The organism is Streptomyces populi, assembly GCF_002911015.1.
GTDB lineage: Bacteria > Actinomycetota > Actinomycetes > Streptomycetales > Streptomycetaceae > Streptomyces > Streptomyces populi.
The window spans coordinates 33,503-59,262 of record NZ_KZ626878.1 but is presented as its reverse complement, the minus strand read 5'-3'; the positions used below and the strand labels follow the sequence as shown (position 1 = coordinate 59,262).

The 25,760-nt window shown below is 71.5% G+C and carries 22 protein-coding genes; 12 read left to right on the top strand and 10 right to left on the bottom strand.

Features of this window, described 5'->3' with window-relative positions; all coding sequences use genetic code 11:
* The first annotated feature begins 52 nt into the window (after positions 1-52).
* Together CW362_RS20940 and serC are read left to right on the top strand one after the other, a co-directional pair.
* Positions 53-1,276, top strand: a complete 1,224-nt coding sequence (locus CW362_RS20940) for a cytochrome P450 family protein (protein ID WP_103551034.1) — start codon at positions 53-55, stop codon at positions 1,274-1,276.
* A 132-nt stretch (positions 1,277-1,408) separates the two neighbouring features.
* Positions 1,409-2,527 carry a phosphoserine transaminase gene (gene serC / locus CW362_RS20935; protein ID WP_103551033.1) on the top strand — a complete coding sequence of 373 codons (1,119 nt, stop codon included), beginning with the start codon at positions 1,409-1,411 and terminating at the stop codon, positions 2,525-2,527.
* Between the two features lie 146 nt (positions 2,528-2,673).
* On the opposite strand, the gene CW362_RS20930 is transcribed toward serC, so the two are convergent.
* Complete coding sequence (locus tag CW362_RS20930) at positions 2,674-3,660, bottom strand: hypothetical protein (protein ID WP_103551032.1); 987 nt, start codon at positions 3,658-3,660, stop codon at positions 2,674-2,676.
* A 175-nt stretch (positions 3,661-3,835) separates the two neighbouring features.
* Between CW362_RS20930 and CW362_RS20925 the strand changes: the two genes are divergently transcribed.
* From CW362_RS20925 to CW362_RS20915, 3 genes are all read left to right on the top strand, one after another.
* Complete coding sequence (locus CW362_RS20925; protein WP_103551031.1) at positions 3,836-4,519, top strand: SGNH/GDSL hydrolase family protein; 684 nt, start codon at positions 3,836-3,838, stop codon at positions 4,517-4,519.
* 87 nt (positions 4,520-4,606) lie between these two features.
* The gene (locus CW362_RS20920) at positions 4,607-5,200 is read left to right on the top strand and encodes a Uma2 family endonuclease (RefSeq protein WP_103551030.1); all 594 of its coding nucleotides are present in this window, start codon (positions 4,607-4,609) and stop codon (positions 5,198-5,200) included.
* Positions 5,201-5,267: 67 nt separating this feature from the next.
* The gene (locus CW362_RS20915) at positions 5,268-6,260 is read left to right on the top strand and encodes an aldo/keto reductase (RefSeq protein ID WP_103551029.1); all 993 of its coding nucleotides are present in this window, start codon (positions 5,268-5,270) and stop codon (positions 6,258-6,260) included.
* A 121-nt stretch (positions 6,261-6,381) separates the two neighbouring features.
* Here CW362_RS20915 and thpR read toward each other — a convergent pair whose 3' ends face one another.
* From thpR to CW362_RS20900, 3 genes are all read right to left on the bottom strand, one after another.
* Entirely contained in the window at positions 6,382-6,972 is a 591-nt protein-coding gene (gene thpR, locus CW362_RS20910) for an RNA 2',3'-cyclic phosphodiesterase (protein ID WP_103551046.1), read from the bottom strand.
* A 492-nt stretch (positions 6,973-7,464) separates the two neighbouring features.
* Positions 7,465-8,829, bottom strand: coding sequence for an MFS transporter (locus CW362_RS20905; protein ID WP_376452440.1), 1,365 nt, complete (start codon positions 8,827-8,829; stop codon positions 7,465-7,467).
* Between the two features lie 231 nt (positions 8,830-9,060).
* Complete coding sequence (locus CW362_RS20900) at positions 9,061-9,498, bottom strand: MarR family winged helix-turn-helix transcriptional regulator (protein WP_103551027.1); 438 nt, start codon at positions 9,496-9,498, stop codon at positions 9,061-9,063.
* Positions 9,499-9,642: 144 nt separating this feature from the next.
* Between CW362_RS20900 and CW362_RS20895 the strand changes: the two genes are divergently transcribed.
* Complete coding sequence (locus tag CW362_RS20895) at positions 9,643-9,825, top strand: ribbon-helix-helix protein, CopG family (RefSeq protein WP_103551026.1); 183 nt, start codon at positions 9,643-9,645, stop codon at positions 9,823-9,825.
* A 23-nt stretch (positions 9,826-9,848) separates the two neighbouring features.
* Here the strand turns inward: CW362_RS20895 and CW362_RS20890 are convergent, their stop codons facing one another.
* Entirely contained in the window at positions 9,849-11,300 is a 1,452-nt protein-coding gene (locus tag CW362_RS20890) for an NCS2 family permease (protein WP_103551025.1), read from the bottom strand.
* A 236-nt stretch (positions 11,301-11,536) separates the two neighbouring features.
* Between CW362_RS20890 and CW362_RS20885 the strand changes: the two genes are divergently transcribed.
* Both CW362_RS20885 and CW362_RS20880 read left to right on the top strand, forming a co-directional pair.
* Positions 11,537-11,812, top strand: a complete 276-nt coding sequence (locus CW362_RS20885) for a DUF2530 domain-containing protein (RefSeq protein ID WP_103551024.1) — start codon at positions 11,537-11,539, stop codon at positions 11,810-11,812.
* 112 nt (positions 11,813-11,924) lie between these two features.
* Entirely contained in the window at positions 11,925-14,324 is a 2,400-nt protein-coding gene (locus CW362_RS20880) for a cation-translocating P-type ATPase (protein ID WP_103551023.1), read from the top strand.
* Positions 14,325-14,353: 29 nt separating this feature from the next.
* Here the strand turns inward: CW362_RS20880 and CW362_RS20875 are convergent, their stop codons facing one another.
* The 4 genes from CW362_RS20875 to CW362_RS20860 all read right to left on the bottom strand — a co-directional run bounded on the left by CW362_RS20875 (position 14,354) and on the right by CW362_RS20860 (position 21,128).
* Positions 14,354-15,283 (bottom strand): hypothetical protein, encoded by a 930-nt coding sequence (locus CW362_RS20875; RefSeq protein ID WP_103551022.1) that lies wholly within the window; start codon positions 15,281-15,283, stop codon positions 14,354-14,356.
* A gap of 277 nt (positions 15,284-15,560) precedes the next feature.
* Complete coding sequence (locus CW362_RS20870; RefSeq protein ID WP_103551021.1) at positions 15,561-16,367, bottom strand: hypothetical protein; 807 nt, start codon at positions 16,365-16,367, stop codon at positions 15,561-15,563.
* Positions 16,368-16,622: 255 nt separating this feature from the next.
* Positions 16,623-19,784 (bottom strand): sacsin N-terminal ATP-binding-like domain-containing protein, encoded by a 3,162-nt coding sequence (locus CW362_RS20865; protein WP_103551020.1) that lies wholly within the window; start codon positions 19,782-19,784, stop codon positions 16,623-16,625.
* A gap of 417 nt (positions 19,785-20,201) precedes the next feature.
* The gene (locus CW362_RS20860) at positions 20,202-21,128 is read right to left on the bottom strand and encodes a DUF3027 domain-containing protein (RefSeq protein ID WP_103551019.1); all 927 of its coding nucleotides are present in this window, start codon (positions 21,126-21,128) and stop codon (positions 20,202-20,204) included.
* 415 nt (positions 21,129-21,543) lie between these two features.
* Here CW362_RS20860 and CW362_RS20850 point away from each other — a divergent pair, with 415 nt between their 5' ends.
* The 4 genes from CW362_RS20850 to CW362_RS20835 all read left to right on the top strand — a co-directional run bounded on the left by CW362_RS20850 (position 21,544) and on the right by CW362_RS20835 (position 25,161).
* The gene (locus CW362_RS20850; protein ID WP_103551018.1) at positions 21,544-22,968 is read left to right on the top strand and encodes an MFS transporter; all 1,425 of its coding nucleotides are present in this window, start codon (positions 21,544-21,546) and stop codon (positions 22,966-22,968) included.
* Between the two features lie 75 nt (positions 22,969-23,043).
* Entirely contained in the window at positions 23,044-23,550 is a 507-nt protein-coding gene (locus tag CW362_RS20845; protein WP_103551017.1) for a DUF2771 domain-containing protein, read from the top strand.
* 26 nt (positions 23,551-23,576) lie between these two features.
* Positions 23,577-24,275, top strand: a complete 699-nt coding sequence (locus CW362_RS20840; protein ID WP_240657941.1) for a futalosine hydrolase — start codon at positions 23,577-23,579, stop codon at positions 24,273-24,275.
* The gene (locus CW362_RS20835; protein ID WP_103551015.1) at positions 24,259-25,161 is read left to right on the top strand and encodes a 1,4-dihydroxy-6-naphtoate synthase; all 903 of its coding nucleotides are present in this window, start codon (positions 24,259-24,261) and stop codon (positions 25,159-25,161) included. Before CW362_RS20840 ends, CW362_RS20835 begins: the two co-directional genes overlap by 17 nt.
* Before the next feature lie 60 nt (positions 25,162-25,221).
* Here CW362_RS20835 and CW362_RS45310 read toward each other — a convergent pair whose 3' ends face one another.
* Positions 25,222-25,605 (bottom strand): cold-shock protein, encoded by a 384-nt coding sequence (locus CW362_RS45310; protein ID WP_103551014.1) that lies wholly within the window; start codon positions 25,603-25,605, stop codon positions 25,222-25,224.
* Positions 25,606-25,760: the final 155 nt, after the last annotated feature.

Sequence of the window (25,760 nt, the reverse complement as noted above, 5' to 3'; positions counted from 1 at the left end):
ATGCCCCGGGGAAAACGCTTCACCCCACCCCAGCCCTTGGAGGCACCCCCGCATGACCACCGGTACCGAAGAGACCCGCATAGCCCTGGACCCCTTCGTCACCGACCTGGACGGCGAGAGCGCCGCGCTGCGTGCCGCGGGACCGCTCGCCGCCGTCGAACTGCCCGGCGGTGTCCCGGTGTGGGCCGTGACCCACCACGCCGAGGCGCGCGCCCTGCTCACCGACCCCCGCCTGGTGAAGGACATCAACGTCTGGGGCGCCTGGCAGCGCGGCGAGATCGCCCCCGACTGGCCGCTGATCGGACTCGCCAACCCCGGCCGCTCCATGCTCACCGTGGACGGCGCGGACCACCGGCGGATGCGCACCCTGGTGGCGCAGGCGCTGACCCCGCGCCGGGTGGAGCAGATGCGGGAGCGGATCTCGAAGCTGACGGAGAGTCTGCTCGACGACCTCACCGGGGACGTCGTCGACCTGAAGGCCGACTTCGCCTACCCGCTGCCCATGTACGTCATCGCCGACCTCATGGGCATCGAGGAGTCCCGGCTGCCGCGGCTGAAGGAGCTCTTCGAGAAGTTCTTCTCGACCCAGACCCCGCCCGCGGAGGTCATCGCCACCCTCACCGAACTGGCCGGGATCATGGCGGAGACGGTCGCGGCCAAGCGTGCCGAGCCGGGCGACGACCTGACCAGCGCGCTGATCCTGGCCTCCGAGGACGGCGACCACCTCACCGACACCGAGATCGTCTCCACGCTCCAGCTGATGGTCGCGGCGGGCCACGAGACGACGATCTCCCTCATCGTCAACGCCGTCGTCAACCTCTCCGCCCACCCCGACCAGCGCGCCCTCGTCCTGTCCGGCGAGGCGGACTGGTCCGCGGTCGTCGAGGAGACCCTGCGCTACGCGACCCCGACCTCCCACGTCCTCATCCGCTTCGCCACGGAGGACGTCCCGGTCGGCGACAAGGTGATCCCGGCGGGCGACGCGCTCATCGTGTCGTACGGCGCGATCGGCCGCGACGAGAACGCCCACGGGCCCACCGCGGGCGAGTTCGACATCACCCGCACCGTCAAGAACCGGCACATCTCCTTCGGCCACGGTCCCCACGTCTGCCCCGGCGCGGCCCTGTCCCGGCTGGAGGCGGGCGTCGCCCTGCCCGCCCTGTACGAGCGCTTCCCGTCCCTGGACCTGGCCGTCCCGGTGTCGGAGCTGCGCAACAAGCCGGTGGTGACGCAGAACGACCTGTTCGAGCTGCCGGTCAGGCTCACCACCGGGTGAACCGGACCGCATGAGCCGTGGCCGCCGAGGGGCCCGTGACGGGCCCCTCGGCGGCCACCGCCGTCAACACGCCCCGTCTCAGCCGACGGACGACGTTTCACCGAGGTTTCCCGGAACGGATAGGCTCATGACGTGGCTGATATCCAGATCCCCGCTGACCTCAAGCCCGCCGACGGACGATTCGGCGCCGGCCCCTCCAAGGTGCGGACGGAGGCACTGGACGCGCTGGCCGCGACCGGCACCTCCCTGCTCGGCACGTCCCACCGCCAGGCCCCGGTCAAGAACCTGGTCGGCAAGGTGCGCGAGGGCGTGCGCGAACTGTTCTCCCTGCCCGACGGGTACGAGGTCGTCCTCGGCAACGGCGGCTCCACCGCGTTCTGGGACGTCGCGACGCACGGCCTGATCGAGAACAAGTCGCAGCACCTCACGTTCGGCGAGTTCTCCTCCAAGTTCGCGAAGGCGGCGAAGCTCGCCCCGTGGCTCGCCGACCCGAGCGTGGTCTCCTCCGACCCGGGCACGCACCCCGAGCCGGTCGCCGAGGCCGGCGTCGACGTCTACGCCTTCACCCACAACGAGACCTCGACCGGTGTCGCCGCCCCGATCAAGCGGGTCGCGGGCGCCGACGAGGGCTCCCTCGTCCTGGTGGACGCCACCTCCGGCGCCGGCGGCCTGCCCGTCGACATCGCCGAGACCGACGTCTACTACTTCGCCCCGCAGAAGTCCTTCGCCTCCGACGGCGGTCTGTGGATCGGCGTGTTCTCCCCGGCCGCGATCGAGCGCGCCGAGCGGATCCACGCCTCGGGCCGGCACGTCCCGGAGTTCTTCTCGCTGCCCACGGCGATCGACAACTCCCGCAAGAACCAGACGTACAACACCCCGGCGCTGGCCACGATCTTCCTGCTCAACGAGCAGTTGGAGTGGATCAACGGCCAGGGCGGCCTCGCCTGGTCCTCGGCCCGCACGAAGGACTCCTCGACCCGCCTGTACCGCTGGGCCGAGGACAGCAAGTACGCCACCCCGTTCGTGACGGACGCGGCCAAGCGCTCGCAGGTCATCGGCACGATCGACTTCGCCGACGAGATCGACGCCGCCGCCGTGGCCAAGGCCCTGCGCGCCAACGGCATCGTGGACACCGAGCCCTACCGCAAGCTCGGCCGCAACCAGCTGCGCGTCGCCATGTTCCCGGCGATCGACCCGGCGGACGTCGAGGCGCTGACGCACTGCATCGACTACGTGATCGAGAAGCTCTAGCCGTTCCCACGACCGAGGGGCGTCCGGCACGCGAGCGTGCGGGACGCCCCTCGGCGTGTGTACAGGCCGCCGGACGCCCCCGGCACCGGGCACGGACGCCAGACCCCGCCGGGCGCCCCGGCCGTCGTACGGCCCGTGGCCGCGGGTCAGCGGCGGCGCAGGCGCCTGAGGCCGAGGACCACGGCGAAGAGGGCCGCGACCGCGAAGGCGCCGACCTTCACCTGACCGCTCATGCCACCGCCGTCCCCGCCCCCGGCGGCCGAACCGCCGCCCCTGGAGGGCGAGTCGGAGCCGGCCCCCGAGGCACCCGGGGCGTCCTCCGGCTCCACGGGGCTGTCCGCGCCCTCGCTGCCGTACATGAGCTTCGATCCGTCGGGGGTGTAGGTGATCGACTCGCCCTGGCCCTGGAGCGGCACGTTCAGGCGCTCCAGACGCTTGATCCGGCCACCGTTCCACGTGTACGCGATGCCGCCGAAGTAGCCGCGCACGGCGAGCTGCCGGCCGTCGGGCGAGAAGGCGCCGTCCGTCACCCACAGATCGACGGCGGCGACGGGCCTGAAGACGTTCGTGGCCGTGGCCGAGAGCTCGGCGGGCCCCTCGTAGAGGTGGCCGCCGTCCTCGTTCTTGTCGGCGATGTAGACGCGCCCGGTCTTGGGGTGCACCATCATCGCCTCCGCGTTGCGGGGACCGTCCGCGTACTTCACGACGTACTGGGTGGCGCGGACCGTCTGGTCCTTCAGCACCTTCGGCTCGGGGAGCTTGTAGATCCACACGTGGTCCCACTTGCCGCCGAGGTTGTCGCCGATGTCACCGACGTAGAGGTCGCCGTCGGGGCCGAGGGAGATCGCCTCGACGTCCCGGGGCGCGCCCACCCCGCTCATGGTGACCCTGGCGACGGTCCGGCCGGTCCTGCTGTCGACCGCGTAGAGGTAGGGCCCGTCGTCGCTGTCGTTGTGGGTCCAGTAGACGCCCGGGTGGATGCGCGAGGCGGCGAGGCCGCTGGACTCCTTGATCCGCGGATCCTTGATGGTGAACCCACCGTCCCCGCCGTCGGCGAGGGCGGGCGGTGCCAGGGCGAGGACGAGGGCCGCTCCGGCAAGGGCTCCGGACACGGACGAAGGCGATCGGCGCATGTCCCCAAGCCTGCCATCCCGTCGGCCCGTTCACGCCGCCGCCGCCCTCCGGGACCCGGGCCGCCCCGCCCCCACGACCACCCGCCCCGCGCACCGCGCCGGACCGGGTGTCCGCGTGTCCAGCCTCACACCGTCCGGGACGGTGGCACCCGGGCCGATCGTCCATGATGATCGGATGCTCAGGTTCATGCCCGTCGGCGACTCCATGACGATCGGTAGCGCGGGCGAACACACGTGGCGTTACCGGATGTGGCAGCACCTGCGCGCGACGTACGGGGGCCCGTTCAAGATCGTCGGCCCGCGCGAGACGCTCTACGACAAGGCGACGGACTCCCCCGATTCGTACGAGTACGCGGACCCGGAGTTCCCCCGCGCCCACCTGGCCGGCTGGGGCGAGGGCTGGCTGCACATGGCCCCGCTGATCCGCGGGACGGTCCGCGAACAGCGCGCCGACGTCCTGCTGGTCTCGCTCGGCCTCATCGACCTCGGCTTCTACACGAACGCCGTCCAGACCGCCGACAACGTCCGCCTCTTCGTGTCGGAGGCCCGTGCCGCCAACCCGCGCGTCCGCATGGTCCTGCTCCCGGTGATACCGAACGTCCGCGCCCAGGACGACGCGCCCTTCGCCGCCGAGGTGGCCGCGTTCAACGAGCTCCTCGCCAAGACGGTCGCCGACCTCGACGAACCGCGCTCCCCGCTGCTGCTCGCCTCCCCACCCTCTTCGTACGACATCGCCTTCGACACCTACGACGGCACCCACCCGAACGCGAGCGGCGAGCACAAGATCGCGGAGGGTTTCGCGGAGGCGATGCACCAGGCGTGGGACCTGGGCGAGCCGTACGAGGCCGGAACGGACTGACCTGATTCCGTCGTCGCCCGGTCACGGTGCGTATCGTTGTACCGTGCGGCCGCACCCGTCCGGGGGCAGCCGGGGAGGAGCGCCACGATGACCGTCCTGGAGGACAGGATCGAGATGGCCGACGCCGACGCCAATACCGAGGCTTTGGACGAGTGGTTCCGACGTCTTGAGCGGATGCCCGTCCCCGAAGGATTCCGGGTCGAGATCGTCGGGGGCAACGTCCACATGACACCGCAGCGGAACACGCACTGGCAGATCATTCGCCGGATCCTGCGCGCCCTGGAGCACAGGTTCGGGGAGGACGTCATGGTGTTCTCGGACGTCCGGATCGACTTCCCCGGCCACGAGAACGGGTTCTGCCCGGACATCGCCCTGCTCAAGGACACGGCGGAGCCGGACGGCGGGGGCCACTGGCGCTACCAGGACGTGGAGTTCGTCGCCGAAGTGATCTCCGAGGGCACCGCGGCCAACGACTACGGCCCCAAGAAGGCCGCTTACGCGATCGCCGAGGTACCCGTCTACCTGGTCGCCGATCCCTACCAGCGCCGCTGCCACGTCTACACCCACCCCAAGGGCGACACCTACACGACGGAGACGAGGGTCGACTTCGGCGAGGCCGTCGACCTCACGGCGACCGCTCTCGACCTCACGCTGAAGACCGACGGGTTCCCGCGCGACTAGGGCCTCCCCGGGCGCCACCCACCCTGCTCTTGCCTAGAGCGCACTCCACGCCGTTGGCTGGTGAACCATGAAGTACACACAGCTCGGACGCACGGGGCTCAAGGTCAGCCGGCTCGTCCTCGGCACGATGAACTTCGGACCGCAGACGGACGAGGCCGACAGCCACGCGATCATGGACGCGGCACTGGACGCCGGAATCAACTACTTCGACACGGCCAATGTCTACGGGTGGGGCGAGAACAAGGGCCGTACGGAATCGATCATCGGGAACTGGTTCGCTAAGGGCGGCGACCGCCGCGAGCGGACGGTCCTCGCGACCAAGGTGTACGGGAACATGGGCACCGAGGGCGACCCCTGGCCCAACCAGGACAAGCTCTCCGCCCTGAACATCCGGCGCGCGGTCGAGGCGAGCCTGAAGCGGCTGCAAACCGACTACATCGACGTCTACCAGTTCCACCACGTCGACCGGTCCACCCCCTTCGAGGAGATCTGGCAGGCGATCGACGTCCTGGTGCGGCAGGGCAAGATCCTCTACGTGGGGTCCAGCAACTTCCCCGGCTACAAGATCGCCCAGGCCAACGAGATCGCCGCCCGCCGCGGCGGGACCATCGGCCTGGTCAGCGAGCAGTGCCTCTACAACCTCGCCGAGCGCCGCGCCGAGATGGAGGTCATCCCGGCCGCCGAGGAGTACGGGCTCGGTGTCATCCCCTGGTCGCCGCTGCACGGCGGCCTGCTGGGCGGTGTGATCAAGAAGGAGGTCGAGGGCGGCCGCCGGGCGAGCGGCCGGTCCGCCGACGCCCTCGCCAACACGGCCGTACGCACCCAGATCCAGGCCTACGAGGACCTGCTGGAGAAGCACGGCCTGGAGCCCGGAGAGGCCGCGCTGGCCTGGCTGCTGACCCGTCCCGGCGTCACCGGCCCCATCGTGGGACCGCGCACCGCGGAACAGCTCGCATCGGCGCTGCGCGCGGTGGAGCTGGAGCTGTCCCAGGAGGTCCTGGAGGGGCTCGACGAGATCTTCCCGGGCCCGGGACCGTCCCCCGAGGCGTTCGCCTGGTGACGGACCGTCCGACGGCGGCGGTCGCTACCTGACCGCCGCCGCCACGGCGACGACGAGGAACATCAGCACGAGCACACCGGCCATGACACGGTTTCGGGTCTTGGGATCCACGCCATCGAGGTTAACCGCCCGTGTGGCCGCTCCCGTCGCCCGCCCCCAGCGGCCAGCTCGCCACCGTTTCGTATCGGGGCTGCTCACGGGGCACTCCCGAGGCCGGCAGGTTGCTGCGGACGAGACACAGCTCACCCACGGTCCAGGGTGTCCCGGCGAACGCGTCCAGGGCGGCGGCGTACGGCTTGAGGTCCGCGGAGCCGCGGCTGCGGGCCACCGTCAGGTGCGGCCGGTAACGCCGGTGCTCCTCCATCTCGACGCCCGCCTTGCGGCCCGCCGCCTCCGCCCGGTCCGCCAGCAGCCGCATGGCCGGGACGTCCCCCGTCGCCCCCACCCACAGGGCACGGCCGCCGAAGTGCCCGCCGCCGTGCAGGGACAGCGGGAACGGGCCGGTGTGCCGGGCGGCCCGCAGCAGCCGTTCCGTGAGGTCCGGGACGATGCCGTCGGCCACCTCCCCGTAGAACGCGAGGGTGAAGTGCCAGCCGGGGCGGCCCGTCCAGCGCAACGCGTCCGCACCCGGCATTCGCTGCAACGCCTCCACTTCCGGGGCCAGTTCACGCACCACGTCGGCAGGGGGCAGTACCGCGGCGAAGAGTCTCATGGGGCCAGCCTTCCAGGGAACGGCCACCGGCACACGGGAGTATCCGGAGCCGCGGATCATGCCGGCCGCCTCCGGGGGACGCGGGGTCGACGCCACCCGGCCCCACCGGCCTCGGGCGCACGCGAGACGCCCGAGAGGCGCGCGGACCACCGGAGACACGACGAGACGTCCGCCCCCGGAGCCACGGGGAACCGCCGGAGGAACGCGGGAGGCGGCCGGAGGAACGCGGGAAGCGATCTGCCGGAAGCGGTGGAGGGCCGGAAGGCGGCCGGGGAACGTGGGAAGCGGTCGGCCGCAGGGAACCGCCGGAGGAATGCGGGGAGAGCGGCCGACCGGCCCTGGCGCCGGGGGGAACCGCCGGAGGGGCGCGCCGCGAGAAGGCCGGGAGAGGCGGAGGTACGGCGGGGGCGGTCTGCCGGAGGCAGTGGAGGGCCGGGAAACGGCGGAGGCGGCCGGCCGCGTGAGCGGGCCGGCCGCCTCCGGGTCGCCCGGTCACACCGCGGCGGCCAGCCGCTCCTCGCTCGGCGTGCGCGGGACGAAGCGGATCCTGGGGCGGCCGTGGTGCCACCCCAGGGAGATCCGCAGGCCGCCGACACGGGCCAGGACCAGACCGATCGCCGTCGCCGCCGCCATCGAGACCAGTCCGCCGAGCGCGAAGCCCACCCGGGGACCGTAGACGTCGGTGACCCAGCCGATCAGCGGCGCGCCGAGGGGCGAGCCGCCCACGAAGACCATCATGAACAGCGCCATGACCCGGCCGCGCATGGCCGGGTCGGTGGCCATCTGGACCGCGGTGTTCGCGGTGACGTTCACCGTCAGCCCGAAGACGCCGATCGGGATCATCAGGAGCGAGAACAGCCAGAGCGCGGGGACCGTGGCGGCCACCACCTCCAGCGCCCCGAAGGCCAGCGCGGCCGCGATCAGCACGCGCAGCCGGGCCGTGCCGCGCCGGGCGGCGAGCAGCGCCCCGGTCAGCGAACCCAGCGCCATCAGCGTGTTGAAGAGGCTGTAGGCACCGGCGCCCGAGTGGAAGACGTCGTCCGCGTACGCCGACAGCCAGACGGGGAAGTTGAAGCCGAAGGTGCCGATGAAGCCGACGAGGACGATCGGCCAGATCAGTTCGGGCCGGCCGGCGACGTAGTGGAGGCCTTCGCGGAGCTGGCCCTTGGCGCGCGGCGCGCGCTCGACGGCGTGCAGCTCGCGGGAGCGCATCAGCAGCAGCCCCGCCAGCGGGGCCACGAACGACAGGCCGTTGAGCAGGAAGGCCCAGCCGGTCCCCACGCCGGTGATCAGCAGGCCCGCGACGGCGGGGCCGACCAGCCGTGCGGACTGGAAGTTGGCCGAGTTCAGACTGACCGCGTTCTGGAGCTGGCCGGGACCGACCATCTCCGAGACGAAGGACTGGCGTGCCGGGTTGTCGACGACGGTGGCCATGCCGACGGCGAAGGCGGCGAGGTAGACGTGCCAGACCTGGACGTGGCCGGAGAGGGTGAGGAAGGCGAGCGCGAGGCCGGTGAGGGCCATCGCCGTCTGGGTCACCAGCAGCGTGGGGCGCTTGGGGAGACGGTCGACGAGGACACCGCCGTACAGGCCGAAGAGCAGCATCGGCAGGAACTGGAGCGCGGTGGTGACACCGACCGCGGCGGAGGAACCGGTCAGGCTCAGCACCAGCCAGTCCTGGGCGATGCGCTGCATCCAGGTGCCGGTGTTGGAGACGACCTGGCCCAGGAAGAACAGGCGGTAGTTCCGGATCCTCAGCGAACTGAACATCGAGGAGGAGCGGGGGGAGTCGTGGGTGGCTGTGGAGTCGTGGGTGGCTGGTCCGGGGGCGGAGTGTGCTCCGGGTCCCGTACTCAAAAGGGCTCGCCTCCAGGGCAGTCGTGGACGTCGGCGTCATGGGGGGCGTCGGCGCTTGCGGGGTGGGGCGGACCCTCCGTGCTCCGTGACCGGTGATCCGGACCGAGATCGGCGATCCGGACCGAGACCGGTGATCCAGGTCGTGACCGGCGATCTCGACCGAGATCACTGATCCGGGCCCGGATCACTGATCCGGGCCGGGACCGGGGAGCGCAGGAGGGCCGCCGTCGGTCAGATGTGCGCGAGCTTCTCCAGGACGGGAGCGGCTTCGCGGAGCTTGGCCCATTCGTCCTCGTCGAGGGCCTCGACCAGTCCGGCCAGGAACGCGTTCCGCCTGCGGCGGCTCTCCTCGAGCATGGCTTCCGCCTTGTCGGTCTGCGTCACCACCTTCTGGCGCCGGTCCTCGGGGTGCGGCTCCAGCCTGACGAGCCCCTTGGCCTCCAGGAGCGCGACGATGCGGGTCATCGACGGCGGCTGCACGTGTTCCTTGCGTGCGAGCTCGCCGGGCGTGGCGCTGCCGCAACGGGCGAGGGTGCCGAGCACCGACATCTCGGTGGGGCTCAGCGACTCGTCGACCCGCTGGTGCTTGAGTCGACGCGACAACCGCATCACTGCGGAGCGCAAGGCGTTCACGGCGGCCTCGTCGTCGCCATGGGTGAGGTCAGGCATGTTCTTTAGCGTAACTCATTACTCTCGCTAAAGAACAATGGGATACCCGTGATGCGCGCCATTGGACGCGGGGATCACTCATATGAGTGAGACTGCTCCGGGAAATGACGCGAAACCGGTCGGGAAGCGGCGACCCTCGACTCCATGGGGACCAGCGTGCTCAGCCTGCGCATCGACGGGGAGCTGCTCGACCGGCTCCGACAACATGCCGCGAAACGCGGAATGAGCGTCCAGGACTACGTGGTCCGGACGCTCATTCGCGATGACTTCGACGAGCGGTTCCAGACCGCCGTCGAGGAGACGGAGAAGTTCTACGGCGTCACGTGAGACCCCGCATGCCCTGATACCGCTCAGGTCAGGCCGAGGGCCGGCATGAGGTAGTAGAAGGTGAACACCGCCGACACCACGTACATGGCGACCGGGACGTCACGGCCCCGGCCCGCCGCCAGGCGCAGCACGACGAAGGTGATGAAGCCCATCCCGATGCCGTTGGTGATCGAGTAGGTGAACGGCATCATCATCATCGTCACGAAGGCCGGGATGGCGATCGTGTAGTCCGCCCAGTCGATCTCCTTGACCGAGTGGGACATGATCAGGAAGCCGACCGCGATCAGCGCGGGGGTGGCCGCCTGGGACGGGACCATCGTGGCGACGGGGGTCAGGAAGAGGGCGACGGCGAAGAGCGCGCCGGTGACCACGTTCGCGAAGCCCGTACGGGCGCCCTCGCCGACACCGGCCGTGGACTCCACGAAGCAGGTGGTGGCCGAGGAGGAGGAGGCGCCGCCCGCGGCGACGGCGATGCCGTCGACGAAGAGGACCTTGTTGATGCCGGGCATGTTGCCCTCGGCGTCCGTCAGCTTGGCCTCGTCGCTGATGCCCATGATCGTGCCCATCGCGTCGAAGAAGCACGACAGCAGCACGGTGAAGACGAAGAGGAGGCCGGTCAGCACGCCGACCTTGCCGAAGCCGCCGAACAGGCTGAACTGGCCGATGAGCCCGAAGTCCGGGCTCGCGACCGGGTTGCCGGGCCACTTCGGGGTGGTCAGGCCCCAGGACGGGACGGTGGTGACGGCGTTGATGATCACCGCGACGACCGTCATGGTGACGATCGAGATGAGGATGGCGCCCGGCACCTTGCGCACCATCAGCGCGAGGGTCAGCAGCGTGCCGAGGACGAAGACCAGGACGGGCCAGCCGTGCAGGTGGCCGTCGGTGCCGAGCTGGAGCGGGACCGTCGTCTGGGCGATGTCCGGGATGCGCGTGACGAAGCCGGAGTCGACCAGGCCGATCAGCATGATGAACAGGCCGATGCCGATCGCGATGCCCTTGCGCAGGCCGAGCGGCACCGCGTTCATGACGCGCTCGCGCAGACCTGTGGCCACCAGGAGCATCACGACGAAGCCCGCGAGGACCACCATGCCCATGGCGTCCGGCCAGGACATCCGGGGGGCGAGCTGGAGGGCGACGACCGTGTTCACGCCGAGGCCCGCCGCCAGCGCGATCGGCACGTTGCCGATGACGCCCATGAGGAGCGTGGTGAAGGCCGCAGTCAGCGCGGTCGCGGTGACGAGCTGTCCGTTGTCGAGGTGGTGCCCGTACATGTCCTTCGCGCTGCCCAGGATGATCGGGTTCAGCACGATGATGTACGCCATCGCGAAGAAGGTGGCGAAACCGCCGCGGATCTCGCGCGAGAGGCTGGAGCCCCGCTCGGAGATCTTGAAGTAGCGGTCGAGGGCGCTCTGCGCGGGCCGGGACTCCGGCTCCTGCGGGGCGGGGGCCTTGGTGGCGGCCGAGGTGGACATGCGGGTCCTCAAACGTGCAGGGGGACGGGACGTGATCGAGCCTGGTCAGTGGTCGTTCACCAGCAGGTTCCCCCAGGTCGCTGTTGGTGTTTCATACGAATGCAACTGGCCAGACTCAGACAGTTTCAGTATGAACATATGAGTCTAAAATCGCTATCTCCGCGCGTAGACCCTTGTGGCGCAAGGAGAGACCGGGCGCGAACACAAGCGGTCGCCGGCCCTCGTAAGCTGTGCACATGGCGAAGTGGACCCCCAAGCACGAGGCGCCGGAGCCCCTGGAGGGCCCCGTGGTCGCCACCATCACGGGCGGCACGATCCTCTGGTTCGTCCTCTTCCTGGTGCAGCTGCCGTTCTACGGCTGGTTCGACGACCACGGACACCTGTGGTGGCTGGGGACCTGCCTGGCGGGCGCGGGCCTCGGACTGATCGGCATCTGGTACGTCCGCAAGCGCGACGCGGCGATCAAGCGTGCCCTGGCGGCCGGCCCCTCCACCGACCCCGTGACGGAGTAGGGGTCCCTTCTCCACCCAGGGCAGCATTGCCCGCCGCCGCCGGTCCTCCCCAAGTCGGAACTTCGGCCCACTCGGCGGGTGAAGCCGCATATCCGCACGTACCGTCGGAGGCATGACCCACACCGACGCGGGCGCCGGACTCGATCCCGTTCACCCCGTGCCCATACCCGCCTCCCGGCGGGCCGAGGGACTGTCGGCCGCCGAGGTGGCCGAGCGGGTCGCGCGCGGCGAGGTGAACGACGTACCCGTCCGCAGCAGCCGTTCCATGGGCGAGATCGTCCGGGCGAACGTGTTCACCCGGTTCAACGCGATCATCGGTGTCCTCTGGCTGATCATGCTGTTCGTGGCGCCGTTCCAGGACAGCCTGTTCGGCTACGTGATCATCGCCAACACCGGGATCGGCATCATCCAGGAGTGGCGGGCCAAGAAGACGCTGGACTCGCTCGCGGTGATCGGCGAGGTGCGGCCGACCGTCCGCAGGGACGGGGTCGCCGCCGAGGTCAGATCGTCGCAGATCGTGCTCGGGGACCTCATCGAGATCGGGCCGGGCGACAAGGTCGCCGTCGACGGCACCTGCGCGGAGGCCGACGGGCTGGAGATCGACGAGTCGCTGCTCACCGGTGAGGCCGACCCCGTGGTCAAACACGCGGGCGACACGGTGATGTCGGGCAGCTTCGTGGTCGCCGGCAGCGGCGCCTTCACGGCGACGAAGGTGGGCCGCGAGGCGTACGCGGCCCAGCTCTCGGAGGAGGCCTCGCGGTTCACGCTGGTCCACTCCGAACTGCGCAGCGGCATCTCCACGATCCTCAAGTACGTGACGTGGATGATGATCCCGACCGCCATCGGCCTGATCATCAGCCAGCTCGTCGTCAAGCAGCACGGCTTCAAGGACTCCGTCGCGCGGACCGTCGGCGGGATCGTGCCGATGGTCCCCGAGGGTCTGGTCCTGCTCACCTCGGTCGCCTTCGCGATCGGCGTCATCCGCCTCGGCCGGAAACAGTGCCTCGTCCAGGAACTCCCCGCCATCGAGGGCCTCGCCCGCATCGACACCGTCTGCCTCGACAAGACCGGCACCCTCACCGAGGGCGGCATGGACGTCACCGAGCTGCGGCCGCTGAACGGCACCGACGAGACGTACCTGCGCAAGGCCCTCGGCGCGCTCGGCGAGTCCGACCCCCGGCCCAACGCCTCCCTCCAGGCGATCATCGCCGCCTACCCGGACAACGAGGAGTGGCGCTGCACCCAGTCCCTGCCCTTTTCCTCCGCCCGCAAGTACAGCGGCGCCGGCTTCAGCGAGGGCGACGGCGAGTCGAGCACCTGGCTGCTCGGCGCTCCCGACGTGCTGCTGCCCGCCGGGGACGCGGCGCTCGAGGACACCGAGCGGCTCAACGAGGCGGGGCTGCGGGTGCTGCTGCTGGCGATGACCACCAAGGACCTCGACGACCCCGGCGTCGCGGAGGCCTCACGGCCCGCCGCGCTGATCGTGCTGGAGCAGCGGCTGCGCCCGGACGCGGCCGACACCCTGCGCTACTTCGCCGAGCAGGACGTCAAGGCCAAGGTCATCTCCGGCGACAACGCGGTCTCGGTGGGCGCGGTCGCCGGGAAGCTGGGGCTCACCGGCGAGACCGTGGACGCCCGCCGGCTGCCGGACGAGCGCGAGGAGATGGCCAAGTCCCTGGAGAAGGGCACGGTCTTCGGGCGGGTCACCCCGCAGCAGAAGCGGGACATGGTCGGCGCGCTCCAGTCCCGCGGGCACACGGTGGCGATGACCGGCGACGGCGTGAACGACGTCCTGGCCCTGAAGGACGCCGACATCGGGGTGAGCATGGGCTCGGGGTCCGAGGCGACCCGCGCGGTGGCCCAGATCGTGCTGCTGAACAACAGCTTCTCGACCCTGCCCTCGGTGGTCGGGGAGGGCCGCCGGGTCATCGGGAACATCACCCGGGTCGCGACGCTGTTCCTGGTGAAGACGGTCTACTCGGTGCTGCTGGCCGTGCTGGTGGTGTGCTGGCAGGTCGAGTACCCCTTCCTGCCGCGCCACCTGACCCTGCTGTCCACGCTGACGATCGGCGTCCCGGCGTTCTTCCTCGCCCTCGCCCCGAACAGGGAACGCGCCCAGCCCCACTTCGTACGGCGGGTGATGCGGTACTCGATCCCGGGCGGGGTCGTGGCGGGAGCGGCGACCTTCGTGATGTACCTGATCGCGCGCCACCACTACACGGGCGAGGGCTCGCTGGAGGCCGAGACGAGCGCCGCGACGCTGACGCTGTTCCTGGTCTCGATGTGGGTGCTCGCGATCATCGCCCGGCCCTACACCTGGTGGCGGATCTGCCTCGTCGCCTCGATGGGCGGGGCGTTCCTGCTCGTGCTCGTGGTGCCCCGGCTCCAGCACTTCTTCGCGCTGAAGCTGGTCGGCACGACGATGCCGTGGACCGCGGTGCTGATCTCGGTGGTGGCGGCGGCCGTCCTGGAGTTCCTGTGGAGGTGGGTCGACCGCCGCGTTCCCGCGTAGGGGTCCCGCGCGGGGAGCTACGTCACCGCCTACCGCACGTCGACGTAGTCGCCCGTGGCGCTGACGGCCGGGGTGGTCGAGGTGCCCGCGAAGCTGTAGCGGTAGTAACCGTCGACGGTGGCCGTCGTGGTCGTCTTCAGGTTGCCGGAGCCGTCCGACTTGATCGTCTTGAGGGTCGTGTAGGTGCTGCTGCCCTTCTTGCGGAACTGCAACTTCACCGACTGGCCCGTGTAGCCCCGGTAGTCGTGGGTCTCCCAGTTGGCCCGGGTGAGCTTGCCGGTGACCGTGACGGTCTTGCCCTTCTTCACCGGCTCCGGCGCGGCGTTGACCGTCAGCTTGGAGTAGCGCTGGAGCTTGGTGGTGAAGTTGAACATGTCCTGGTCGACGTAGCCGACCTTGCTCAGGTCGGCGTCGTCGTCGCCGGGGTCGACACCGTTGAAGGCCATCGCGAGGCCCATGACCTTCCACGTGGTGGCGTCGGCGTTGGCCAGCTCGTCGGCCGGGTAGACGTCGATGGTGCCCTTGCACTTGGCGGACTGGGTCCCGGTGGCGGTGCAGGAGGCGAAGTCGTCGCCCATCAGCGTGCCGGCCGGCTCGTCGTAGGAACCGCGGTAGAGCTCGACGTCCAGGAAGAAGTCGTCGGCGGTGATGTCGACGTCGGCCGTGTACTTGATCTCGAAGGTGACCGGAACGGTGACCTGGTTGGAGACGCCGGCGACGATCGGCTTGCCCTTGTTGACGACCACGTTCGAGAAGTTCAGGGGGAGTTCGTAGAACTCCCCGTCGGAGCCGGTGGAACCGGTGAACGGGGTCTTGCCGGAAGCGGCGCGGGCGGCTTCCCGCACCTTGGCGATGTCCGCGCGGTGGTCGTCGGAGCCGGCGGCGTGGGCGCCCGGCGCGACGAGGGCGGAGAGGGCCAGGGCGCCGGAGACGGCGGCCACGGTGGCACGGATACGCATGCGATCCCCCCAATGGAGACAGGGCCCGGATGTGGTCGTTCTTCACGGCTCGTGGTCACGGGGCCCGGACGATGGCGGAGTCTGGCGACTCGTAAGTGAAGATCACCAAGGTGCTCGAATGGTTGCACGGGAGATGAATTCTTTGTGCGACTCGTACGAACACCCTCCGGGGCGGAGCGGTGAAACGGGCACACACTTGGCCGGAACAGACAAAAATCCCCGGCCCTGGGGCCGGGGATCCCTGGTCACACCTGATCACAGCTGATCACAGCAGGTGTTACTGCACGTCGACGTAGTCACCCGTGGCGCTGACGGCCGAGGTGGTCGAGGTGCCCGCGAAGCTGTAGCGGTAGTAACCGTCGGCGGTGGCCGTCGTGGTCGTCTTCAGGTTGCCGGCGCTGTCCGTCTTGATGGTCTTGAGGGTCGTGTAGGTGCTGCTGTCCTTCTTGCGGAACTGCAACTTCACCGACTGGGTGCCGTAGCCGTAGTACTTGGCGGTGTCCCAGCTCGCGCGGGTCAGCGTGCCGGTGACCGTGACGGTCTTGCCCTTCTTGACCGGCTCCGGCGAGGCGTTGACCGTCAGCTTGGAGTAGCGCTGGACGTTCTTGGTGCCCAGGCCGTTCTGGAACTTGACGTTGGCGTCGTTGTTCATGTCGACGGCGACCGCGCCGACCTTCCAGGAACCGGCCATGGCGGAGGTCAGGTCTATGTCCCCGCCGGAGGCGGCAGGACGGAACTGGATCTTGGCCGTGCACTTGAGCACGGTCGAGGTGGAGACGGTGCAGACACCGTCCTCGTCGCCGACGATGATGTCGGACGACGTGTCGACCGTGGCGCCGCGGTAGAGCACCGGGACGGTCGAGAAGGAGCTCTTGCTGACGTTCGACGGGTGCGTCACGGTGTAGGTCGCGCCGACCGTGACCTGCGCCGAGGCGCCGACCACGACGTTCTTGCCGCCGTTGATCACGACGTTGGAGAAGGTGACGTTGGACACCGGGTTGCCTGCGGCCTGCGCGGCCGGCACGGCGAGAGCGGAGAGGGCCAGGGCGCCGGAGACGGCGGCCACAGTGGCTCGTATGCGCATGGGGTTCCCCAGGTGGAGAAGGGGTCCCGGCAGTGGTCGTTCCGAACGGCTCGTCGTCGGCACGGGACCCAAGTGATCAGTGAGTCTGTTGACTCGGAAGGTGAGATCAATGAGAGGTGCGACTGGTTGTACGGGCGGGGCGGGGCGGCCGCAGTCTTTGTGATCGCTTTGCATACCGGCGGCGGGCGTGGGGACCGCCCGGCCCCGGGATGCGGGAGGGGGCCGGGCGGTCCCGGGTGGTCCGGGGGGGTTCGGTCAGTCGAACCAGCGGTCCCTGGCCAGTTCCTCGGTGCGGGACGGGTCCTCCAGCAGCGCGGCGACCTCGAAGCGACGCGGCCACTGGCCCGCCGACCAGGCGAGTCCGGCGGCGACGCCCTCCAGGGTGGCGGCGTGCAGCACCCCGTCCCGGGTGCGGCGCCAGTCGAGTTCGGTGCCGTCGACCACGAGCTCCTCGTGCTCGACGTACGAGGCGGGGGTCGCCGGGCCCAGCAGGACCCGTACGGACTCCGGCACGTCGTGCTCGGTGCCCTCGGAGGTCACCTCGCCGGTGACGGACTCGCTGAGCCGCCGCACCTGGAACAGCTCGGCGAGCTCCGCGGCCCGCGCCGGAGGCACCGGCAGCAGCGGCACCCCGTCGGTGAAGGCCAGCAGGTCCGGCGAGTCCACGACCACCGCGTCGGCCGCGTCCACGACCCGCACCTCGCCGTCCACGACCGCCCGCAGCTCGTCGGGCAGCGTCACCTGCTCGGGGTCGAGATCGGCCAGCGCGCCGTACAGGGCGTGCAGCTGCGCCCCGGTGACCGGGCGCCCGGGGTCGGCGAGCCGGTCGAGCAGCTCGGCCGCTCCGCCCGGCTCGTCGAGCAGGGCGGCCACGGACGTACGCACGCCGAGCGCCCGCAGGACCTGCTCGTCCTCGAAGCCGGTCGCGTCCGCCTCGTCGTACAGGCCGCGCAGCAGCGGATCGCCGCCGGCGGCCCGCAGGCCGGCCGGACGGCGCCCGTCGAGCACCGGGTGCCCGCGCAGCCACCACGCCGTGTACGGCCGGACGATCTCGTGCGTGCCGTCCGGGAGCAGGATGCGCACCTGCTGGATGATCGCGTCCCGCAGCGGCGGCTGCGCCAGCAGCGCGAGGGCCTGCGGCCACCGGTCGTCGTCCACGAGGTCCAGATCCCGTACGGCCACGATCTCGGTGGCGACGGGCGGCACCGGCGAACCGGGCAGCCGGTCGAGGACGTCCTCGCACCACACGTCCACCGCGTCCAGCAGTCCCGCGTCATCGGGCTCGGCGAAGTCCCCTTCGCGCGGCTCCAGTTCGTCGGGGTCGAGCACGACGTCGGTGGCCCGCACCAGCGCGAAGCCGGCCAGCACACCGCAGGCGGCGAGCGGCTGCTCGCCCCAGCGCTCGGCCAACTCGGCATCCACCGAGGCGAGTTCGTCCTCGCGCATGATCGCCGCGAACGGGCTGCCGGGCAGCACCAGTTCACCGGCGGGCACCAGTTCGCCCTCCTCGTCCGGCAGCGCGAGCGCGCCGAGCCAGGGCTCGTCGCCGGGTTCGAGCGCGGCGTCACGGGCCAGCGCGAGGACGGTGTCCGCGAGCTCCTCCGCGTCCAGGGTGTCCTCGTCCCACGCCCCGCCCTCGTCGTCGAGCGAGGCGGCCACCGCGGCCCGCACCTGCGGAGTGGTGAGCACCGCGCGGGGCGAGGCCGGCAGGGCTCCCAGCTTCTCCAGGAGCGGGTGGGCCGCGTCCGGGTGCGCGACCTTGAGGCCGAGCCTGGCGAGCGTGCCGGGGGCGACCAGGGACCCCTCGGCGGTGGGCAGCAGGATCTGGCGGGGCCCGATGGTCGTACGGCCGTCGGCCAGCGGCACCGGCAGTCCGGACAGCCGGTCCGGGTCGACCCCGGCGAGGCTGTCGTACAGCCGGTACCACCACTCGGGGTCCTTCTCCAGGCCGGCCAGCCGGTCCACGGCCTCGGTGAGCGCCACCCGGGCCACGCCCAGCGTGCGCAGCTCCACCCGCCGTTCGAGCCCGGCGGGCAGCAGGCCGGTCAGCACCTCGGCGAGCACCCGGACGGTCTCGGCGCCCGCGCCCTCCACCACCTCGGCGTCCCGCGGCCGCAGGGCGGCGGGGTTCTCCGCGGTGCTGCTCGCGGGCCAGTCCTCGGGGGCGTCGACGGTCGGCAGCCGGTCCGGCGGGGCGGCGGGCGGCAGGAACGCGGTGCGCGGCAGCCGGTCCAGGATCGCCTGCCGCAGCGCTCCGTCCAGTTCGCCCTTGCCCAGCGGGCCGGGCACCAGGTCGATGATCCCGGCGTCCACCGGCCGCCAGGAGGCGAGGAGCTCGGCGTAGGCGTCCGCCGCGCGCTCCACCAGGAAGTCCGTCAGCGGGCCGGGGGCGGCGTGGCGCCGGGTGGTGTCGAGCGGGAACGAGGCGATGAGCAGCGCGGGCACGCCGAGGGCCTCGTCGCTCGGCGTCGGCGCGTGCACGACCGGGCTGATCCGCGGGCGGGCCGGCGCTCCGCCGGTGTCCACCGGGACGGCCCAGGTCACGGACCAGTGCGGACGCAGCCGTTCCTCGACCGGGCGGCCGGCGAGCAGGGCGGGGTCGAGGGGGCCGTGCGCGGCGACCGTGCGGTAGCGGGTCGTGCCGTCGCGGGAGTCGTCGATGACGGTGCCGTGCTCGGCTTCCGTCCGGCGCAGGGTGCGGACCTCGGCGTCGCCGATCTCCACGACCACTTCCTCCAGGCCCGGGAGGGCCAGCAGGAGGGCGTCGTCGACGGTCCGCAGCAGGCGCTCGGCGAGGTCCTCGGCCGCGGTGTCGCGCAGCGGCAGGATCACGGCGGTGTCGTACGGGGCCGGGGCCGTGCCCTCGGCCGCGAACGGAAGTCGCAGCAGCGGTACGTGGCCGTCCCGGCGGCGGATCTCGTCGCCGAGGCCGGGGCTGTCCTCGGCGGTGCCGACGGCGAGGCCGCGGGCCTCGGCCAGCGCCCAGCGGACGCCGCCGCTCCGGCCGACGACGGCGGGCTCGTCGGTGACGGCGAGGACCGCGGCGAAACCGACGCCGAAGCGGCCCACGGCCGTGTCGGGGGCGTCCCGCTTCGCGGAGGCCCTGAGGGTGGCGAGCGACTCGACGCCGGCCGTGTCGAGGGGGGCGCCGGTGTTGGCCGCCACCAGGACGCCGTCGCGGAGCGTGAGGCGCAGCCGGCCCGGAACACCCGCGCGGGCCGCGGCGTCGGCGGCGTTCTGGGCGAGTTCCACGACGAGGCGGTCGCGGTACCCGCCGAGGACGAGGTCCTCCTCGGCGTTGGCGTCCTCGCGGAACCTGGCCGGGCTGGTCGCCCAGGCGTCCAGCACTCCGCGGCGCAGGCGCGCCGTGCCGAACGGGTCCGCGCCCTCGGCAGCCGGCCGCACGAACTTACTCACGGGTTCACTCTCCCTCTCGCCTGGCGCGACCGCGAGTGCTGCACCGGGTCGCGGCACGAAGGTACCGCGCGTTCTCCGCCGCTCCGGTCCGGTGGGTGGGGCGGGGCCGCGCCGGTGCATCAGCCCGTCGCCGTCGGACAGGGATGTGGGCGTCGGTGGCGACGGGCATCGATGTACCGGCGCGGCCCCTCGCGTGCGTACCCGGCTGCGGGTGAGCGGTGGCTCGGGTGCAGTCCCTCGCGGGCGTGAAGATCCAGCCCCTCCGGCGTTCGAGGAGCGGGGTCCGGGGCGGAGCCCCAGGTAAGGGAAGGGTAGGGGCGGAGGGGGCGAAAGAAGGCTGGGACTCGCGCCCGTGCCGGGGCGGTGGGAATGCCAGTCCTGGTCCGGGGCCGGTGAAGGCCCCGGGGCCGGTGAAAACTACGAGTGGCCCAGTTCCGCCTGGGATTCGTCGGTGGTCGCCGGGACCGAGCCCGAGTCGGGGGACGGACGCAGCGGGAAGGGGTCCACCTGGGTCTCGTCGATCACCGGGAGCGGCGGCCGCGGAGGCTTCGGCATGACCGCGGCCTCCGAGTGCCCCCCGCAGCCGTACGCGAGGGACACCACACGCCCGTCCGCCGGCGAGAACTCGTTCGCGCAGACACCGAACGCCTGCCCGAGCGAGCCCCCGATGCGGTTCAGGAAGCCACAGCTGACGCACGAGGCGGGCGCGGCCTGGGCCATCGCCGTCCTGGCCCCGTACGAGTCCTCCCAGCGGTCGGCCGCGACGTGCAGTCCGTACCGGGAGAGCACCCGGGCCCGGCGGAGCCCCAGCTCCTCGGCCACGGCGGAGATCGAACCCCGGCGCGGGGCCATCGGCAGGTTCGCGGGCGTTCCCGCGGTCACCTCCGCGTCCTCCGCCTCCACCAGCTCGGCCATGTCCTCGGAGACCGCGGAGTTCGGGGCCGGCTCGTCCTCGCCGGACCAGCCGGGCTCCAGCCTGAGGTCCTCGGCCTCGGTGGGCAGCAGGTCCCCGGGTCCCAGGTCGCCGGGGCGGAGCCGCTCGCTCCACGGCACCCACTCCGGTGCCAGCAGCGCGTCCGTGCCGGGCAGCAGCACCGTCTCGTCGAGGGTGACGATCTTCGCGCGGGAGGCGCGGGCCACGGTCGACGCCCAGCGCCAGCCACGGTACCCGGGCTCCTTGCACTCGAAGTAGTGCGTGACAACGCGGTCCCCCTCGGAGACCATCCCGAGGTGTTCGCCGACGACGCCGGGATAGGCGGCTTCCTCGGCGGCCGCGCGGGCGAGGTCGACGGCCTCCGCGCACAGACGGTCCGGGGTGCGGCTTCGCGTTGTCGCTGCGCTCACAGGTATCGCTTCTCTCCTACGCCGTCTCACGGGTGCGCCCTTCCTCGGCGGGGGTGCGGACGGAGCGGACCGGTGGGCCGCGTCGACGTCCGCGCCCGATCGCACTCAGGCGCACCTACGCCATCCATTCTGCGGGATGGCCGAGAGGCGCGCGGCCGAGAACAACCGCCACAGGCGCGTTACGCACGCTACCTTCTCCTGGCCCCTGGGCCCACACCGGCGGCCGTCTTCGGTGCTCCGCGCCGGGATCTTTGCCGCCCCGCGACGACGCCCCGGCGCTCCGCACCGAAAGTTTCCCATCCGCCCGCCCGTCCCGCCCGGTCCGATGGTCCCGACTGGTCCCGACGTGACCCCACTCGGCCCCGTACGCACGGTAACCGCACTACACACCCCGAACTCGGGGCACTATGACGGAGTGACATCCGCGAGGTCGCCCCAGGGAGCAACCGGTGTCGGTGGCGCCAAGGGGAGCAACCGGAGCGGCGGATCGGGCCGGCTGACCGGATCCGTCCGCGCGGTGGGGCGTGCCCTGCACTTCCCGGTGACGCGGACCGCGCGCGGCATCCGCAAGGCGACGCACGCGCACGGCGCGGGCGAGTCCGGCCTCGGGAAACTGATCGAACTGCACGCGGTGAACGGCGCGGGCGACGTCATGATCACGGTGGCCCTGGCCTCCACCGTGTTCTTCTCCGTACCGACCGACGAGGCCCGCGGCCGGGTCGCCCTCTACCTGGGCATCACCATGGCGCCCTTCGCCGTCCTCGCCCCCGTGATCGGCCCGCTGCTCGACCGGCTGCCGCACGGCCGGCGGGCCGCGATGGCGGGCTCGATGCTCGCGCGGGCGATGCTGGCGCTGATGCTGGCGAGCGCGGTCGTCACCGGCACCTTCGAGCTGTACCCCGCCGCGCTCGGCGTGCTCGTCGCCTCCAAGGCCTACGGCGTGGTGCGCAGCGCCGTCGTACCCCGGCTGCTGCCACCCACGTTCTCCCTGGTCAAGGCCAATTCCCGAGTCACCCTGGGTGGACTCCTCGCCACCGGTGTGGCCGGACCCGTCGCCGCCCTGCTCCAGTCGCTGGGGGCGCGTTATCCGCTCTACGGCGCCTTCACGATCTTCATCGCGGGCACGTTCCTGTCGTTCTCACTGCCGCCCAAGGTCGACTCGGCCAAGGGCGAGGACACGGCGCTGCTCGCCGCCGACGCGGACCATCTGCACGGCCCGCACCTGAAGAAACCCCCGCGCCCCAATCTGCGGACCGTGGGCACGGCCGTCACCCACGCCCTCGGCGCCAACGCCTCGCTGCGCTGCCTGTCCGGCTTCCTGATCTTCTTCCTCGCCTTCCTGCTGCGCGAGCACCCGATCACCGGCAAGAGCGCGGCGGTCTCGCTCGGCCTGGTGGTCGTCTCGGCGGGCGTGGGCAACGCGCTCGGCACGGCCGTCGGCGCCTGGCTGAAGCAGCGCGCCCCGGAGATCATCATCGTGACGGTGGTGGCGGTCGTGGTGGCCGCCGCGGTCACGGCGGCGCTGTTCTTCGGCCCTCTGATGGTGGCGTGCCTCGCCGCGATCGCCGGTTTCGCGCAGGCCCTCGCCAAGCTGTCCCTGGACGCCCTGATCCAGCGGGACGTCCCCGAACTTGTCCGGAACTCGGCGTTCGCCCGCTCCGAGACGCTGCTCCAGATGGCCTGGGTGCTCGGCGGGGCCATCGGGATCGCGATGCCGCTCAACGGCCCGCTCGGCCTCTCCGTGGCCGCCGGGATCGTCGCCGTCGGGTGGCTGACGACCGTGCGGGGACTGCTCCTGGTGGCGCGGCGCGGCGGTGCGGCGCGCGGACGCGTCTCCTGAGCCGCGCGGGGGCCGTGCACGGCACGCCGCACCCCACGTGGGGGCACCGGTGGACGTGCCCGATAACCTTCGGTCATGACCTCCCTGCCCCGCGGCAGAGCCGCTAATGGACACCGCGCTGCGCGCCGTCGCCGCGCCGTCGCCACGGTCGGCGCCGTTTCCGCCGGACTCCTCGCCCTGTCCGCCTGTGACAAGCCGACCCCGATGGCCACCGTCACGGTCGGCACCAAGTCGGTGAGCTCCGAGGCCGACTGCTACAACGACGGCGACGCCCTGAAGACCGCGGACCTGACGAGCTGCCTGCGGTCCAAGGACATCAAGTCGATCACCGTGGACCCCGACGAGACCGTGCGGTTCGGCGTCGACCCGAAGATCGCGGACAAAGGCTGGACGATCCTGATGAACGGGCAGCAGCTGCTGCCCGAGACCACCAACAAGACCTACCTGACCATTCCGGGCAGCGTCTTCTTCAACCAGCAGTACGGCGCCAGCGGCAGCTCGACCCTCGTCTCCATCAAGGAGGGCAAGACGACGGCCACCGGTCTGTGGTCCTTCAAGTTCAAGAAGGACTCGGACAACTGACCGCCGCCGCCGGGCCGAGGGTGCTCGTGGCCACCGCCGTCTCCGCGGAGCGGGAAGCGGTGGCCGCGGCGTCGTCCGGCACGGCGCACGAGGTACGGCTCCCGGGGGCGACGCTCCACCGGGCCGACGGGCACGATCTGCTCGCCGCCGGTGTCGGCCCCGCCCTCGCCGCCGCCTCCGTCTCCGCCGCGCTGACCGCCGCCGCGCTCGAGGGCGCGCCCTACCGGCTCGTCGTCTGCGCGGGCATCGCCGGCGGGTTCCAGCCCGGAGCACCCGTGGGCTCGCTCGTGGTCGCCGACGACATCGTCGCGGCTGATCTGGGCGCCGAGGCGCCGGAGGGGTTCCTGCCGGTCACCGAGCTGGGCTTCGGGACCGTCAGCCACCGGCCTCCGGATTCACTCGTACGAGAAGTCGCCGCCGCCACCGGCGGCCGTGTCGGAACGGTCCTAACGGTGTCGACCGTGACCGGCAGCGCCGCACGCGCCGCCGAACTGCGCGCCCGGCACCCGGGCGCCCTCGCCGAGGCGATGGAGGGGTTCGGGGTCGCCGAGGCGGCCGGCGCGCACGGCGTGCCGGTGCTGGAGATCCGCGCGGTGTCCAATCCCGTCGGCCCGCGGGACCGCTCCGCGTGGCGCATCGGCGACGCCCTCGCGGCCCTCACCGGGGCGTTCGGGAAGCTGGGACCCCTGCTGGAGAGTTGGAACCCCCATGAGCGCACTGACTGACGCCGCCGGAACCCTGCGGATCGCCTACTCGCCCTGCCCCAACGACACCTTCGTGTTCGACGCCTGGGCACACGGCCGGGTCCCGGGCGCGCCCGCCCTGGACGTGACCTTCGCGGACATCGACATCACCAACGGCATGGCCGAGCGCGGCGAGTTCGACGTGCTGAAGGTGTCGTACGCCGTGCTGCCGTACGTCCTCGACGACTACGCGCTGCTGCCGTGCGGCGGCGCGCTGGGGCGCGGCTGCGGTCCGCTCGTGCTGACCAAGGAGGCCGGGACTGGGGGCACCTCCCTGCTCGAGCGAAGCCGAGAGCTTGGGGGACTGACAGGGCGTACGGTCGCCGTGCCGAGCGAGCGGTCGACGGCGTACCTGCTGTTCCGGCTGTGGGCGGCGGACACGGTTCCCGGCGGGGTCGGCGAGATCGTGGTCATGCCGTTCCACGAGATCATGCCGGCCGTGCGGGACGGGAAGGTCGACGCGGGGCTCGTCATCCACGAGGCGCGCTTCACGTACCAGAACTACGGGCTGCACAAGCTCGCCGACATGGGCGAGCACTGGGAGCGCACCACCGGGCTGCCGATCCCGCTGGGCGCGATCATCGCCAGGCGGTCACTGGGGGCGGAGCGGCTCCAGGAGCTCGCCGCGGCCGCCCGTGCCTCGGTCCGGGCCGCCTGGGACGACCCCGAGGCCTCCCGCGCCTACGTCCTGGAGCACGCCCAGGAAATGGACCCGAGCGTCGCGGACCAGCACATCGGCCTGTACGTCAACGAGTTCACGGCCGATCTGGGCGAGCCCGGCTACGCGGCGGTCCGCGGGCTGCTCACACGTGCGGCGGCCGAGGGACTGGTGCCGCCCCTCGGACCGGACGCGCTGGCGTTTCCCTGACCCTCCCCGGGCCCGCCGGGCTCCTCCGGCTCCCGGTGGCGGCCCGCCGCCGGGAGGCGGTCACACGTCGAGCTGGTCGGCGACCGCGCGCAGCAGACCCGCGATCTTCTTGCCGGAAGCCTTGTCGGGGTAGCGGCCGTTTTCCAGGGTGGGTGCGATGTTCTCGAGGAGGGTCGTCAGATCCTGGACGATGGACGCCAGTTCGTCCGGTTTGCGGCGCTGGGCGGCCGCGACCGAGGGGGTCGGCTCCAGCAGGGTCACCGAGAGGGCCTGATCGCCGCGCTGACCGGCGACGACGCCGAACTCGACGCGCTGGCCGGGCTTGAGTGCGTCTACTCCGGCGGGCAGAACCGAGGAATGGACGAAGACGTCGCCGCCGTCGTCACGGGAGAGAAAGCCGAAGCCCTTCTCAGTATTGAACCACTTGACTTTGCCGGTGGGCACGTCTGTCCTCGTCCTCGTACTCGTCGGAAACTTCTTCGGGAACGGCTCGGGTGGCCGCAGGGGCAACTGCCCGGGAAACGCCTCTGGACAGCACTACAGCGGGTCAGCCGACCCGCCGGTACCAAGGCTAATGGTCCGTCGGCTCGTGACAAGAC

Excerpts from the sequence above, each read along its gene's own strand:
- CW362_RS20940 (WP_103551034.1), top strand. The coding sequence starts at position 53 with ATGACCACCGGTACCGAAGAGACCCGCATAGCCCTGGACCCCTTCGTC.
- CW362_RS20930 (WP_103551032.1), bottom strand. The coding sequence starts at position 3,660 with ATGCGCCGATCGCCTTCGTCCGTGTCCGGAGCCCTTGCCGGAGCGGCC.
- CW362_RS20925 (WP_103551031.1), top strand. The coding sequence starts at position 3,836 with ATGCTCAGGTTCATGCCCGTCGGCGACTCCATGACGATCGGTAGCGCG.
- CW362_RS20920 (WP_103551030.1), top strand. The coding sequence starts at position 4,607 with ATGACCGTCCTGGAGGACAGGATCGAGATGGCCGACGCCGACGCCAAT.
- CW362_RS20915 (WP_103551029.1), top strand. The coding sequence starts at position 5,268 with ATGAAGTACACACAGCTCGGACGCACGGGGCTCAAGGTCAGCCGGCTC.
- thpR (WP_103551046.1), bottom strand. The coding sequence starts at position 6,972 with ATGAGACTCTTCGCCGCGGTACTGCCCCCTGCCGACGTGGTGCGTGAA.
- CW362_RS20900 (WP_103551027.1), bottom strand. The coding sequence starts at position 9,498 with ATGCCTGACCTCACCCATGGCGACGACGAGGCCGCCGTGAACGCCTTG.
- CW362_RS20895 (WP_103551026.1), top strand. The coding sequence starts at position 9,643 with ATGGGGACCAGCGTGCTCAGCCTGCGCATCGACGGGGAGCTGCTCGAC.
- CW362_RS20890 (WP_103551025.1), bottom strand. The coding sequence starts at position 11,300 with ATGTCCACCTCGGCCGCCACCAAGGCCCCCGCCCCGCAGGAGCCGGAG.
- CW362_RS20885 (WP_103551024.1), top strand. The coding sequence starts at position 11,537 with ATGGCGAAGTGGACCCCCAAGCACGAGGCGCCGGAGCCCCTGGAGGGC.
- CW362_RS20880 (WP_103551023.1), top strand. The coding sequence starts at position 11,925 with ATGACCCACACCGACGCGGGCGCCGGACTCGATCCCGTTCACCCCGTG.
- CW362_RS20875 (WP_103551022.1), bottom strand. The coding sequence starts at position 15,283 with ATGCGTATCCGTGCCACCGTGGCCGCCGTCTCCGGCGCCCTGGCCCTC.
- CW362_RS20870 (WP_103551021.1), bottom strand. The coding sequence starts at position 16,367 with ATGCGCATACGAGCCACTGTGGCCGCCGTCTCCGGCGCCCTGGCCCTC.
- CW362_RS20845 (WP_103551017.1), top strand. The coding sequence starts at position 23,044 with ATGACCTCCCTGCCCCGCGGCAGAGCCGCTAATGGACACCGCGCTGCG.
- CW362_RS20835 (WP_103551015.1), top strand. The coding sequence starts at position 24,259 with ATGAGCGCACTGACTGACGCCGCCGGAACCCTGCGGATCGCCTACTCG.